Raw genomic sequence first — 15,168 nt, 5'->3', positions numbered from 1 at the left:
AATCAAGCTAATCAAAAATAATATTTACAGAAAGAAAATAAATTTCAAATAACATGGCAACAGACAGAACTAACATTGGCTACAAATTCGAGAACGGCGATATTCCGTCACAGGGAGACTTCCAAGAGGTTTTTAACAGTTTCGTTCATAAAGACGAAGACAAGGCCAATTTTCAAATGGTCGAAACAGGGACCGATGATCAACATTATGTAACACCTGCCCTTTTACGTACAGGTTTACAAAATATTGGAATCATCACGGGGAATAGTTTCATGCCTTTAAAAGAGTATTTCAATAACTTTATTGGCACTAGTTTAGAACTAAAAAAACCGCCTGTCAATTTTAGTGTCAAAGTATTTAAAAACGGACAGTTATTACTGGAAGGAAAAGATTATACTATAAATTACGACACTGCAGCGATCACTTTTGCAGCAAACATTGACAATAGAAATATTGAAGTAGATTATTGGTATAAAAATTTAAGTCCAAATCCGGGTGGAGGTTCCGGCCAGCAAATTGACTTCACCAGCTTTTTACATACCACAGGGAATGAAACCAAAAATGGCATCTTAACTTTTAACAACACTACTCCAACTTCAACGAGCGGAATCGTATTAACCAACAGCGGAGCCGATACCGGTGCAAAAGTACTGGATGTAACTGTAAGCGGAGCTGGAAGCGGTGTGTCTATTCAAAATACAGCAGCAGGGACTGGTATTAAATTATCCAATACCGGGACTGGAACCGGTGTACATATAAACTCCTCAACCTCAGCAACCGGTGATCCTTTAAAAGTAACTAAAGATAATGTTATTAAAGCCAAAATCGATTCAGAGGGAATTGTAACCGCTAAAAGATTTGTTAGTGAAGAAGGGACAAATACTAAATTTGTTAAAGGAGATGGTTCTCTTGATCCTACAACTTATGCAGATGATACTAAAGTACTTCATAGACTTGGTAATGAATCTAAAGACGGAGAATTAAAATTAACGCATGATACATCAGCGGATACTGTTTTAACCATTACTAAAAACAATAGTGCTAACTGCTTAAAATTGGTTCAGAACTCCAGCTCTAATGCAACTACTTCAACTATTGATACCAGCACTGATCATGTTAATAGAAAAGCAATCAGTATTCGAAAAAAAGACGTAGAAAAAGCGTTCATTACGCACGACGGGAATGTATCCGGAACCTCTTTTACTACATTAAACGAAAAAGCTGATATCACAGATGGCTTTTTAACTCTGGCCGGTTCTGCTCCTTCTGATCCTGCTCCAACGGCAACGACAGGGCATGCAAAATTATATGCCAAAACAGCCGGTACTACTGATTTGTACGTAATGGGCAGTGATGGTGTGGAGAAGAAGATTGGTGGTGAAGTTGATTTGTCAGGCAAAGAAAATACTATTACTCCTGGTAATAATACTCAATACTTTAGAGGTGATAAAACCTGGCAGACTCTTGATAAAACGGCTGTTGGTCTTTCTAACGTTGACAATACTAGCGATTTGAATAAACCTGTCTCTACCGCTACTCAAACGGCTTTAAATGCTAAACAAGCAACATTAGTTTCAGGTACAAATATTAAAACCGTTAATGGAATTTCTGTATTGGGATCTGGAGATATTTCCATTCCTGGTGGAGGTCTTACAATTAGTGGATCCAGTGGTCGGGTAGCTAAGTTTAATCGATCAGGTAATAATGTCACAGACTCAAATATTACTGATAATGGTTCTCTAGTTACTTTTAGCACACCTGTCTCAATTGACAGTGGTACAGATGGAAATAGTGGGCTAACATTAAGTAAACTTACTTCATCACCAGTGGCTGTAGTATCCACATTTGCTACAGCGGTAGGTACAGTTGGAAAAGGTATAAGTTTGATATTTAAAGATGGAAATTATTATTCAGCAAATCAGGACGGGAATATCTACAAGACATCTAAGTCAACAGGCACTACTACTATTTTCTCTACAATAGGTGGTAATCTAATGTATTTATGTTTAGCAAATGATGGCAATATTTACGTTACCAGACTTGACGGAAAGATATACAGAGTTGATCCTAGTGGAACAGCCACCCTAATTAAAGCAGGACTGGCTCCAAATCTTTATGGTATAGTACAAGGAGTAGATAGCAATTTATATGCAGTTGAACTACATGGCACTATCTATAAACTGACTCTATCAGGTGATCTAACAACCCTAACAACAGTTGCTAATGCGTATGACATTTGTAACGGTATTGATGGTAACTTATATGTAATGAATACAAATTCAGGAGGCATTTTATATAAAATCACCTTAGCTGGAATAGTTACCACATTTGCAACTAACGTTTATGGAGATTCTGGATTTACATTTCCTATAGCTAAATTATCTGATGGATCTTTTGTAACCAATACAAACAATAAGGTTGTAAAGATAAGTAATACTGGAGTTGTTACCACTATTTCTGCTGCAGGGTTGAACTATTCAAATACTATAGTAGTAGATTCAGATGATACTTTTTACTCACTTAGTCAAACTGGTAATATCCAAAAAACATCATTACGATCTTCAAAAGTACTTAAAACGGATAGTACCGGATTAGTGGTAAAATCAACTTACTTAGAAGATGTTCAATATTTGAAACCTTCTGATGTTGATTTATCAAATCTTGTAATTAAAAATAATCTTAAAACCATAAATGGCGTATCCCTTCTTGGATCTGGTGATATTGTTACAACATCAACAGCCGTAGAACCAACACAAATTACCATTACAACAAGTACAAGTGTTACAACTGATACGCAGGATGCCAATGGCAAAAAACAACTTGGTAAAAACGTCATCATTAATAATGGAACAAGCGCAATAAACATTACAGTAAATGCCGGTACGGACTTTAATGCCTCATACTTAAAACATGGTACTGGTACAATAACATTTGTACAAGCAGCAGGTAGAACATTAGTTCAGGTTAATGCAACTGCAGCACTAAACGGAGCTCCTGGCAGCACTGCCACAATTTCGAGTATTGGTACCACAGATTATTTAAGAATTTCAAACGTATAATTATGAATCCATTATTATTTTATGAATATGGGTTAAGCAAACCCGTTGGTCTTCCATTTATTTCTACTTGGAAAACTGATAATGTCTCCACAGGTTCCAGTAACGCATCCCAAATAAAACTGCCTTTGATTAGCTCTGGTACTTATTCTTTTAATGTCGATTGGGGTGATGGTATGTCAAATTCCATAACTTCATATGATCAAGTTGAAATTATGCATACATACGCTACTTCTGGTACTTACACGATTACGATCACAGGAACTTGTAAAGGCTGGAAATTTAATAATACGGGAGATAAATTAAAAATATTAACCATTTCTAAATGGGGAACATTAAAACTAGGCAAAAATGAAGGAGGTTATTTTAATGGATGTGCAAATCTTACTTTATCATCAGTTGAAGACATATTAGATTTAAGTGAAACCACCTCGTTATCTAATGCATTCAGTTCCTGCACAATACTTTCAACTATAAATAGAGCAAATGAATGGAATGTTAGTACAGTTACTGATATGAGTTCTTTGTTTTACAGTGCAAAAGCATTTAATCAAGACATCTCAAACTGGGATACTAGCTCTGTTACCAATATGAGTGGCATGTTTTTACTTGCGTTCGTATTCAATCAACCTATTGGAAACTGGAATACTAGTAAAGTTACAAATATGATAGAAATGTTTCATACTAATGGTGAGTTCAATCAGCCTATCGGAAATTGGAATACTAGTAATGTTACAAATATGAGTGGTATGTTTGGCTCTTCATATGTAAATTTTACAAAATTCAACCAGGATATTGGATCATGGGACACTAGTAATGTTACAGATATGTCAAGAATGTTTTATCAAGCATTTTCATTCAATAGCCCTATTGGAAATTGGAATACAAGTAAGGTTACGACAATGTATAGCATGTTTGAAAATGCCAATGTATTCAATCAAGCTATAGGAAATTGGGATACCAGTAAAGTTACTAATATGAGATTTATGTTCTACTCGGCATATGCATTTAATAAACCTATAGGAACCTGGAATACATCTTCAATTACTAACATGAGTTATATGTTCACAAATGCTAAAGTCTTTAATCAACCTATTGGAACTTGGGACACATCTAAAGTTACTGATATGACAGCTATGTTTAGTCAGGCATCTGCATTTAATCAACCTATCGGAGATTGGAATACAGGAGCATTAACTAATATATATCAAATGTTCTCTAATTCACGTACATTCAACCAGCCTATTGGAAACTGGGACACAAGCAAAATTACTAATATGGCACGTGTATTTAGTTCCAACAGCAATTTTAATCAAAATATCGGTTCTTGGAATATATCGAATGTCACTAATTTTTCAGATTTTATGTATGGTAAAGATACTACAACTTTATCTTCCACAAATTTAGATGCCATTTACAACGGATGGAGTTCCAGACCAGTAAAACCTTCAATATCAATTACATTTGGAGCTGCTAAGTACACGTCAGCTAGTGCAGCTGCCCGAGCAATTCTTACAGGAACTCCAAACACTTGGAGAATTATAGATGGAGGAATCGTAGCATAACATTCATATTTCTAACAATTTTAATAAAAACAAAAATCTAAGTAATAAAAAATGGAAAACGTAACAATCAATAAAGAAGAAGCAAAAACAATCAACGCAGAACAATTAAAGAAACTACAAGATTTTAATGTCTTTATGGATAAGGCGAGATTGTCGTTGGGAGAACTGTCTATTCAGTATGAATTTCAAAAAGCAGATATTTTAAGTCAGATTGCCGTTCAGCAGCAAAACTTCAACGAACTGGAAAAAGCAATTAAAGCCGAATACGGAGACATCCGTGTGAACATTGAAACCGGTGAAATTGTAAAACAAGAACAGGAATAGTTCTTGAAAATAACTTTAGAACAGTTAACAGGAACCACAAATTTATCAGCCTGCCTGGCGTGGTTCCTCTTAACTTTTATAGGTACTTTTACGGCGGTCCTAATTCGGGCAAAGTTGAAGTACAACTATAGCGATAGAACTCCCTATCGCTGGTCTTGGTCATTATTGTTTCTGGACAATCTCCTTAATTTAATTATTGGCTTTTTCATCTCCTTGACTTTTTTTAGGTTTTCAAACCTATTCTTAAAAACAGAATCCATTATCTGGCTTGCCGCTTTGTTTGGTTTTCTCAGTAATGAATTGGCCTTTCTATTGGTGAAGTTCAGTTTTGCAAATAGAAAATAATTTAAATAAGTACTTCAAAAAGGTATAAGCAACAAATTATCTACAAAAACCAATTTGGCTTTTACCTTCCCAAAATTAGCTTTTTGCTGAACAAATCTTCGGTATGGGCTAAGACAAATCATAATCAATTATAAATAAACTATGGAATATTACAATACAGCCAGGTCTTTGACTGCGGCAAAAAATGATTGCGCTGCCGGAGTCATGGGAACTTCCGTCGAACTTACTGCAAATGCCAATCGGTTTGTATCAACTATAAGTGTCGAAGATGCCAATGCAAAGGCAGATGCATGGCTTGCGGCAAATGTGCAGGCTTATGCCAACAATGCGGGTTCCTGCAGAAAGACAGTCTGGAGAGGAGTAAAACCTTCCTGTGTTATTGAGCCTACCGTAACACTTTCTCCATTTAACTACATGATTGTTAGATACAAATGGGCATTAGGGGCTGGACAGGATTTCGATACTTATACAGGAATCATCAACTCGGGAACTTCTCTGGACGACAAATGGATGGGCTGGAACCACGGATTTAATAATGAGATTCCCGTTAATGCTAATGCTGCCAATTCCTACATTATGTGGGCCGGTGATAATAGACAGACAAATGGTGTAGAAAGCTGTCTGGTAAATTTCAGTAAAATCACAACAGACTATCCTACTTTGAATACCGTTCAGATAAGAATGGCGGGATCATGGTATACTGCTGTCGGAACAGGAAATATCGATGTTGAAATCGTAACCTATATCGGTGGAAAAATGGAAAAATCAGGGTACGACATTATTAACGTTGGCGGGACTCTGGTTGACAAAAAAAACTTCTCTAAAAAAGTGCCCGTACAAGGTCAGAATCTGCATAGAAATATTGAAGCAGTTACTAACCTCGGGTACATTACTTACATCAAAGATTCGTCTACAGGACAAATCGTAATTAAATATTAAAAAACAAAAATATGGGAAATACAGGATATAAATCTTTTGCAGAACTCGAATTGTATTACGATGACGGAACTCCCACAGGACGGCCAACAAAACCAAATGTAGTTACAGATCCGGATTACATTGCTCCCGTTTTGGATACGACGACCTGCGTACCCAGCACAAGATATTATAGTGAGGAAAGAAAGTTAAGCGCACAGAGAAACAACTGTGAAAGAGGATACAGCGGAAGTACTGCTGTATATACTTCTTATCCAAATCAGTTTTTCTCTACCATAAGTCTTGCCGACGCTAATGCCCAAGCAGATGCATGGTTAGCAGCAAACGTACAAACGTATGCCAATAATGTAGGAACATGCGAAATTACCTATGTACCTCCGACTGGAGGTGGCGGCAGTGGCGGATGTCTTGTTGAAGGTACCCTTATCACATTACCTGATGGTTCAAGAAAACGTATTGAAGAACTTACACTGGACCAACTATTACTTTCTGCCGAAATTGAAACACTCAACGATACCAATAATGCTGAAGAATTGTACAAATGGTCTTGCGGCTATTTATCTGAAAACCGAATTACTTCTCCAATAACAAAACTTACGCACAAAGTTGCTTATAAAACTATTATCGTTAATGACGGTTTATTTGAGGCTACCCCTACTCACCTGCAATTAGTTCAGCGCGATGGCTATTGGAAATTTATTCCTTTAGGAGATATTCTTGTTGGAGATCATTTATACACAATAGACAGAGAAATTATACCGGTCACTGCTGTAACAATTAACTTGGAAAAACGAAACATCTACCCGATGACGTTGAATCCATTTCACACCTTTTTTGCAAATGGAATTTTAACCCATAACTACAAACAAGCAATGTAAACTGATTTTTAAAACAGAAAATCAACTTGACAAACAAAAATAGTTTCTCTTTTTAAAAACTTTACATCACTTTAATCCAAATTCCACAAAAAAAATATTCTTTTTTATTGACGATCAAAAAATCTTTAGAAGAAAAAAACAATAGGGAATTTGGATTTACGTGTTGTATGATTTTCAAGAAAAAACTTCAAATAGTTTATAATCTAAAAACAACAACAGATGGACACTAATCATAACAGAATAAAAATGGCAGATTTAGAAAAAAATCTGCCCAATAAATTTTTAACTACAAACAGCAAAGGGGAACTAGAATTTAATGACATCAGCACTATTCAGGTAGAAGGTTACAATGCGCTTGATTATGTTGCTCCGGGAAAAGTTCTGGATGCAAGACAAGGAAAAATTTTAAAGAATTTAATCGATGATGTAAACCTTTTGGTTGCTTCTGACAATATCGGTCTTAATACAATTCAAAAAATAGCCGATGCCATCGAAACAGGGCGTATTCAGCTAAATAAAGTACTACTATCAGTTGCTTCTGATAATGTCAATCTTAATACGCTTCAGAAAATAGCGGATGCGATTGAAGCAGGACAAGCTTATTTAAATACACTATTAGTAAATGATTTAAGTACTGGTGGTACCGCAAAAGCATTAACTGCTGAAATGGGGAAGGTTCTACAAAATAACAAAGTAGAGAAAATTGCTGGTAAAAGTTTACTTTCTGATACCGAAATTGCGCGACTTGCAACATTATCTAATTATACGCATCCAGCTAATCATCCACCAGAAATTATTTCACAGAATAGTAATAATAGATTTGTAACGGATACTGAAAAAGCAAACTGGAACTCAAAAGCAGATTTGCTATCGCCTTCATTTACAGGAGTACCGACAGCTCCAACCGCCGCCTCAGGATCAAGAACAACACAATTAGCAACAAATGCTTTTGTAGCGAACGCTGTTTTAGCGCTTTCTAATGATACCATTTCTATATATGGCAATCAGAAAAAAACTGGAGTTCTTTCCTTTGATAATGGTGCTAGTCAAGGTTTATCTCAAGGTATACGAACAAATTCCGGAATGAATGCATTTAGCGTGGGAGCCATCTTCGACGCTGCAGGTGGTACAGCAGTTTCATCTACTATTGCTTATGGAGCAATCGGATATAAAATAGACACAGAAGGAACTAATGGTATATTGATAAATTTAAAAGCACCATATATAAATCAAACGGGAATTAAGGTAAATGGTACTCCTGAATCTACTGCTATTCTTTATAGAGGTCAAAACAATGGAGTCGATACTTATACTGTCAATAAAACCGGAGACATCATCGCCAATACATTTACCGGGGGAGCAACCTTAAACGGAGTTCCCACAGCTCCAACTGCAGCACCGGGAACAAATACCACCCAAATTGCCACTACTGCTTTTGTTCAAAGTTTTACCAGACCCTATAAAGTATATACCGCTTTGTTAAGTCAGTCTGGTACAAATCCTCCCGTTGCAACTGTATTAGAAAATACTTTAGGTGGTCTACCTGTTTGGAGCAGAGCTGGTTTAGGCAGTTACTCCTGCACGCTAACGGGAACTTTCGCATCAAACAAAACAGTCGTTTTTGTCACTCGAACAGGAAATGTTAATACTTTATCAGCTTCACAAAATACAGCAGATAGCGTTTCATTAAGCTGTTATAATTCAGGAGGAAGTTCAGCTGAAATGAACTTAAATTTAGTATCATTTGAAATCAGGGTTTACAATTAAAAACACAACTAACATACAGTATATCATTTTTTTTTTAAACCCTACCACCTCAAACAACGTTCAAAATAATTTATAATCGTACCCCAATCTTGATGAACAAAAATAACTCCTCCTTTTAAAAACTTTCAAGTATTCAATCCAAATTCTACAGAATAATTATTTTTTAAAATTAATGATTCAAAAATCTTTAGTCAATAGAAATAATGTAGAACTTGGATTTACTTGTATATAATTTCCAAGAAAAATTTCAAATAATTTATAGTTACCCAAAAACAAAAAATGAACACTAATCATAACAGAATAAAAGTAGCAGATTTAGAAAAAAATCTGCCTAATAAAATTTTAACGACAAACAGCAATGGTGAATTAGAATTTAGCGATGTAAACAATATAAAAACAGACAATTACAACTCCCTTGATTATATTGTTCCAGGTAAAGCTCTGGATGCAAGACAAGGAAAAATTCTTAAAGATTTAATCAATGAGGTAAATGGACTTCTTATTTCTGACCATATCGATTTAAATACACTTCAAAAATTAGGTGATGCAATTGAGGTGGTCCGCAATTCTTTAAGTACAATATTAGTAAACGATTTAACTTCCGGAGGTACTGCAAAAGCGCTAACTGCCGAAATGGGTAAAAGCTTACAAAACAATAAAGTTGATAAAATTGCAGGCAAAGGTTTACTTTCTGATAGCGAAATTGCCCGTCTGGGAACACTTTCAAATTATGTGCATCCTGAAAGTCATCCTGCCAATATCATTACTCAGGATCCTGCTAACAGATTTGTGTCAGATACAGAAAAAAATTCATGGAATTCTAAGCAGTCCCCTTTGGGTTATACTCCTGAAAATACATCTAACAAAAACACTGTTAACGGCTATGCCGGTTTAGGTCCAGACGGAAAATTAATTTCGTCGCAGCTTCCTGCTATTACTATAAATGATACTTTTGTTGTAGCATCACAAGCAGCAATGTTAGCTTTAACTGCAGAAACTGGTGATATTGCGGTAAGAACCGATTTGAATAAATCTTTCATCCTGAAAGGCTCAAATTCAACTGTTTTAAATAACTGGCAGGAATTATTAACTCCTACCAGTGAAGTAACAAAGGTTTTCGGAAGAAATGGTGCTATTACTTCACAAGCTGGCGATTACAATGCAGATCAAATTACTGAAACTACATCAAGAAAGTTTCAAACTGCAAGTCAGCAGGTTTTTAATGATGCTACAAGTTCAATTCAGACACAATTAAACTCCAAAGCTTCTACAACAGGTTCGGGAGCCGCTGGTACATGGGGAATTAATATAACAGGGAGTTCTGGTTCTTTAAATAATGGATCTACTAATATTACTTTACAGGACGGATGGGCCAGAAATCAAACACAATATGGTTACATCGATTTTGGCCCTGCAAATAGTAATCATGGACACATTTACACTGACAGACCAAATTTTTATTTTAACAAAGAGCTATTGGTTCTAGGAAATACTGTTTGGCATTCAGGGAATGACAGTTCATTACTAAAGGGTTCCCCAAACAGCAGTACTCCAATTAATTCAAACTTTGCAATTGGAACTAATTCAGGTCGGAATTTCATACAATCCCATAATGGAAATCCTCTTGATATTAATCCATTAGGAAATCCCGTCACGATAAATGGTAACACAGCATTGCATGTTGGAAATTTCAATCCAAATAATGTAGTCCAGGGCAAGAATGCAAGAGGCCGTTCAATATCAAAAAACAATGAAAATGCAAATACTTCAGACGAAGCAAATCCATCCGGTTTCTTTTACGGAAATACCGTTACCGGAATGCCGAATAACGATTGGTGGAATTGGATTAACATCGCAGGCTGCGACTGGTCAGGTACTGATGGTTATGGCTTTCAAATTGCTAACTCTTTTTGGAATGGTAATTTATTGAGCAGAAATATGACCTCTGGCTCCTGGTCAGGTTGGAGGACTATTATGGATACTGAAAACTTTACTAATTATGCAGCTAAACTAAATGGCTCTAATGCCTCAGGAAATTGGCCAATAAGTGTGACCGGTAATTCGACTGGTTTTCCTTTTCAACCAGGAAACCAAATAAATACTTTGACAGGTAATATTTCGACAATTATCAGGGAAGAACAGCCATCATCCGGATATTACTATACCTCAACATTGCATATGGGTTCAGGTGATGGTAGACAACAGCTGACTATTGCCAGAGATGGTAGCGGCATGAAATTTCGAGGTAGTACTACTCATAATAGTGCTACAGACTGGACATCATGGAAAACTGTGTTAACAGATATTAATTATTCTGCATATTCGGCTTTCTCTGGCGCAATTACAGGTTCTTCTTTAACCGTTACTGGAGATGTTACTGCTTTTTCGGATGCCAGAGTTAAAAAAAACATCAGACCTATTGAAAATGTAATTGAGCGAATTCAGGCTTCAAGAGGGATCATGTATGATAGAATAGATAATGATCAAAAAGACAATATTGGATTTATTGCTCAGGAACTTGAAGAAACTTTTCCTGAATTGGTAATTACACGTGAAGATGGTACAAAAGCTGTTAAATATCAAAATGCAGTTGCTGTACTATTCGAAGCGGTCAAAAAACAACAGATACAAATTGAGGGTCAAGATAAAAAAATGAAACTTATTCTTAAACATTTAAACTTAAAATTATAATGGCACTCTCAACAGCCGGCACTCTTTCAATGGGAGACATAAATGTAGAATTAGGTCGTTCCAGAACAACATCTATATCTTTAGATGCAGCCGAAAATGGTAGTTATGCTACTATTAATCAAAATAGTAATTCGAAACCCTCCAGTTCAAATCCAGCCACAATTAGCGAATGGCGTGGCTATAATCATACAGCAGTTTCTTCTGGAGGTGGATCTAGCGGAGGTGGAACCGTTAATACCGGTGTAATATGGAATAATACAGGGCGTACAATCAGCGCAACATATATGGCGATTAAAGCAAATGGTACTAATATTGTTTATATTACCTTACCTACATTAGCCCATGGGGATAGTTTTAAATTTAGTACTTCATATACTAATTTAATATTCTCGAATGGCACATTTGTTATGGATTTATATACACCCACCGTAGGACTAAATTCATCAAACTATTTTTACATGACTGCCGGATCAAATAGTACAAATGGGTACTTTTCAAATACGGGAAGTAGTTTAAGAGCCACTGTTACCTCATCTGGGCCGCAATACAGTATCATTATATATATAAAATAAACAGATGAAAGTAATTTACAGTTACTGGGAAACCGGTAGTGGATTAAAGAAGCCTGGTAACTGGTTTAACTCGAGATTTATGCTATCATCCATGGTAGCATCTGTTCTCAATAGCTATAAACATTATGGCAGAGTTGAAATGGTCACAGATAGTACCAGTAAGGTATGGATAGAAAAATTAGGACTACCATTCGAATCCATTAAAACTGATCTTGATGAATTGGACCGGTATGATAAAAACTCATGGGCATTAGGAAAAATCAAAGCGTACAGTATTCAGAAAGAACCTTTTTTACATATTGATTTAGACGTCATTTTGTTCGAGCCTTTTTCTAAAGAACTCATTATTAACGAGCTTTATGTTCAAAACATTGAACCATTTTATATAGATTCCTACCATAAAACCTATATGCCTTACATTGAATTACTAGAAAATCTTGGAACAGATTTACCACTTGGATTCTCTGATAAAAAACATGCCGTAAATCTTGGAATTTATGGTTGTAACAATCTTGAATTTAATAAATTATTCTGTGATTCTGTATTTACTTTTATGGATCGTAACGAAAAAAAACTCAAATCTCTTGTACCGCTTCATAAATTATGCGTTATCTGGGAACAATACTTTTGGGCCGTTATTGCGGATAAATTAAAAATAACCGTAGGTACAATAATAGATCCTTACTACAAATTAGCAACAGAAAACGGATATATGCATTTATTAATTGATAAATACAAGGAAGAAGTAGCTCATAATTTTAATGAGTATGTAAAAAACATATATCCAGCTTATTATCAATCAATAGATACGATTTTAAAATTAAAACATACATAGTAGAAATCTATTCAAATTAGCACCTACATAGCTCTTGATTTACAAATCAATAAAGTCCACTTTAGAAAGTAGAAGTCTTAATTTACGGACTTTTATTAATCAAAAAAAACACTTCGCACCTATCAATTCTATAATCTTATCATAAATTGCTATATTCTGATGAACTCCTGATAAATCTCTCAATCCCCGCTATGTAAGCAAAAAACAGGAATTACAAATAAGATTATTGATACTGGAACTTCCGTTTACAATACCTTTTTCGATACTTCCGATAATTAGAGGTAATCTTCCCGTTTATTAATCCACGGTAATGATCACTAATATTTCCAGCTTCATATGTATAAATTCCATTACCTGCCTGAGTAGTTTATCAAAATCCAGCATTTCCATAACCTTATATTCTACATTATTCCAGAGAGATGAAAACTTCGTTTAATCCAATGGTAGTGTAAAGTATGACAATGTAATGTAGAACATAAATGTGTTTTACTTTAATAATTTAATGTATAAAACATCATGACAGACTTATTAGTAAAAATCGATACTAAAATTGAAGAACAACAAAAAATTAATAATAGTCTTAATGAAAAAGCAAACAATATTATTGAACATTTTAACTTAAAAAAATAATGGAACTACCTCTAAACGGACCTATAACAATGAACCAAATTAACAGTGCATTTGACAAGCCTTCTGGTTCTACAATTTCTTTATATAGTGCATCAACGGGTGGTCTTGGTGCTATAAATACCGATTCACCTTACAGGCCCGATGGATCAGCGCCACATGCAATGTCAGAATTCCGAGGCTACAATACTGCGGCAATTCCTCCTTCTATAGTCATAACCGGGTTTAGTGGAGGATACCTATATTTCACGATCAGTGGAACTGGATATAATCCTTCAACTCTAACCATTAGCACGAGGACTGGCACTGCAGGTGGCCCCGCGACAAATAGCCACGGTTCATCTACTTCTCCTAGATTTGTTGGAATTCCATCAACCGATAGTTGGTACCAAATATTAGATCTATCCATTCGAGGTCTTTTTTCAAATACTTTTTTTGTAAGCGGTCTAGATACAACAGCACCTAGCGTCCCAACTGGATTAACTTGTGGATCCGGAGCGGGTAACCCTCAAACTTCAATAGCTATAGAATGGAATACTTCAACAGATAATGTTGCGGTAGCAGGGTATCAACTGCAAAGAAGAGTAAATTCTACCGGAACCTGGTCAACAAGATATACTGGAACCAATTATTATTATCAGGATACTGGTACTCGTAATACATATTATAATTATCAAGTCCGTGCATTTGACGCTGCAGGAAATTATTCAAATTTCTCTGCAATTGCGGGTTGGCAAACTGAAGGAGGTATCTCGTGTTTTGTTGAAGGGACTTTAATTACATTATCAGATGGTACTCAAAAAGCAATTGAAGCATTAACTGTAAATGAGTTATTACTTTCCGCTCAAATTGATACTTTAAAAGATACGAATGATACTGATAAATTATATAAATGGTCTTCCGATGATCTGACAGAGAATCGAATTACATCACCCATAACTCATATAGAACCAAAAATTGCACAGAAAATTGTCGTTATTAATGATGGATTATTAGAGGCAACGCCATATCACTCACAATTGATTCAACGTGATAGTATTTGGAAGTTCATTCCGATAGGTAATGTCATAGTAGGGGATAATTTATATGGAATTAACAAAGAGATTATACCAGTAACCTCTGTACATATCCATTTAGAAAAAAGAATTATCTACCCTCTGTCAATGAGTCCTTCTCATACTTATTTCGCGAACGGGGTGTTAACTCATAATATAAAACCTGCAGATCCAAAATGAATTATATAATTAATCGTGATGATCTAAACAATATAAAAATAACAGTTAGTAAAAAGATCTTAACTGGAACGCTAATTGGTATTTGGCTCACTAACAAACCCACGAGTAAAAACTCCAGGTATTTATTCCAAGAACAGATGGTTAAAGCATGGTGGGAAACAGATGATCTAGGAAGATACTGTAATCATTCTTTCACCCCCAATACCACTGTAATTTTTCAGAGAAATAAATTAATCCTGAAAGCGAACAGACAACTTAATTATGGGGAAGAGATATTGGTTGATTACAGAAAAAGCACAATTCACATAGGATATATCCCAAAAATATCTTTTTAAAC

Annotated in this window: 12 protein-coding genes; all 12 read left to right on the top strand. The window is 35.4% G+C overall.

Annotated features, from left to right (window positions below; all coding sequences use genetic code 11):
* Window positions 1-53: 53 nt before the first annotated feature.
* The 12 genes from FLA105534_RS12725 (at window position 54) to FLA105534_RS24030 (ending at window position 15,166) form a co-directional block, all read left to right on the top strand.
* Window positions 54-3,059, top strand: a complete 3,006-nt coding sequence (locus FLA105534_RS12725; protein ID WP_173966498.1) for an NHL repeat-containing protein — start codon at window positions 54-56, stop codon at window positions 3,057-3,059.
* Between the two features lie 212 nt (window positions 3,060-3,271).
* Window positions 3,272-4,621 (top strand): BspA family leucine-rich repeat surface protein, encoded by a 1,350-nt coding sequence (locus tag FLA105534_RS12720; RefSeq protein WP_173966497.1) that lies wholly within the window; start codon window positions 3,272-3,274, stop codon window positions 4,619-4,621.
* Between the two features lie 51 nt (window positions 4,622-4,672).
* Window positions 4,673-4,945, top strand: a complete 273-nt coding sequence (locus FLA105534_RS12715; protein ID WP_173966496.1) for a hypothetical protein — start codon at window positions 4,673-4,675, stop codon at window positions 4,943-4,945.
* A 3-nt stretch (window positions 4,946-4,948) separates the two neighbouring features.
* Entirely contained in the window at window positions 4,949-5,290 is a 342-nt protein-coding gene (locus FLA105534_RS12710) for a hypothetical protein (RefSeq protein WP_173966495.1), read from the top strand.
* Between the two features lie 141 nt (window positions 5,291-5,431).
* On the top strand, window positions 5,432-6,229 hold the full coding sequence (locus FLA105534_RS12705) for a DUF5977 domain-containing protein (RefSeq protein ID WP_173966494.1): 798 nt from the start codon (window positions 5,432-5,434) through the stop codon (window positions 6,227-6,229).
* Window positions 6,230-6,240: 11 nt separating this feature from the next.
* The gene (locus tag FLA105534_RS12700; RefSeq protein ID WP_173966493.1) at window positions 6,241-7,104 is read left to right on the top strand and encodes a DUF5977 domain-containing protein; all 864 of its coding nucleotides are present in this window, start codon (window positions 6,241-6,243) and stop codon (window positions 7,102-7,104) included.
* Between the two features lie 219 nt (window positions 7,105-7,323).
* Window positions 7,324-8,871 (top strand): hypothetical protein, encoded by a 1,548-nt coding sequence (locus FLA105534_RS12695; protein WP_173966492.1) that lies wholly within the window; start codon window positions 7,324-7,326, stop codon window positions 8,869-8,871.
* A 279-nt stretch (window positions 8,872-9,150) separates the two neighbouring features.
* Window positions 9,151-11,562: a tail fiber domain-containing protein gene (locus FLA105534_RS12690; RefSeq protein WP_173966491.1), complete on the top strand. Its 2,412-nt coding sequence runs from the start codon at window positions 9,151-9,153 to the stop codon at window positions 11,560-11,562.
* Window positions 11,562-12,134 carry a hypothetical protein gene (locus FLA105534_RS12685; protein WP_173966490.1) on the top strand — a complete coding sequence of 191 codons (573 nt, stop codon included), beginning with the start codon at window positions 11,562-11,564 and terminating at the stop codon, window positions 12,132-12,134. The genes FLA105534_RS12690 and FLA105534_RS12685 overlap by 1 nt, the downstream gene beginning before the upstream one ends.
* Window positions 12,135-12,138: 4 nt before the next feature.
* Window positions 12,139-12,969, top strand: coding sequence for a DUF6734 family protein (locus FLA105534_RS12680; protein WP_317168201.1), 831 nt, complete (start codon window positions 12,139-12,141; stop codon window positions 12,967-12,969).
* A gap of 659 nt (window positions 12,970-13,628) precedes the next feature.
* A complete protein-coding gene (locus FLA105534_RS12675) occupies window positions 13,629-14,831 on the top strand; it encodes a hypothetical protein (protein WP_173966488.1) in 1,203 nt (400 codons plus the stop codon).
* On the top strand, window positions 14,828-15,166 hold the full coding sequence (locus FLA105534_RS24030) for an SET domain-containing protein (protein ID WP_173966487.1): 339 nt from the start codon (window positions 14,828-14,830) through the stop codon (window positions 15,164-15,166). Before FLA105534_RS12675 ends, FLA105534_RS24030 begins: the two co-directional genes overlap by 4 nt.
* Window positions 15,167-15,168 lie beyond the last annotated feature (2 nt).

The organism is Flavobacterium collinsii, from assembly GCF_902804485.1.
Classification (GTDB): Bacteria; Bacteroidota; Bacteroidia; order Flavobacteriales; family Flavobacteriaceae; genus Flavobacterium; species Flavobacterium collinsii.
The sequence above is the reverse complement of the archived record's forward strand: the minus strand, read 5'-3'. Positions and strand labels throughout refer to the sequence as shown.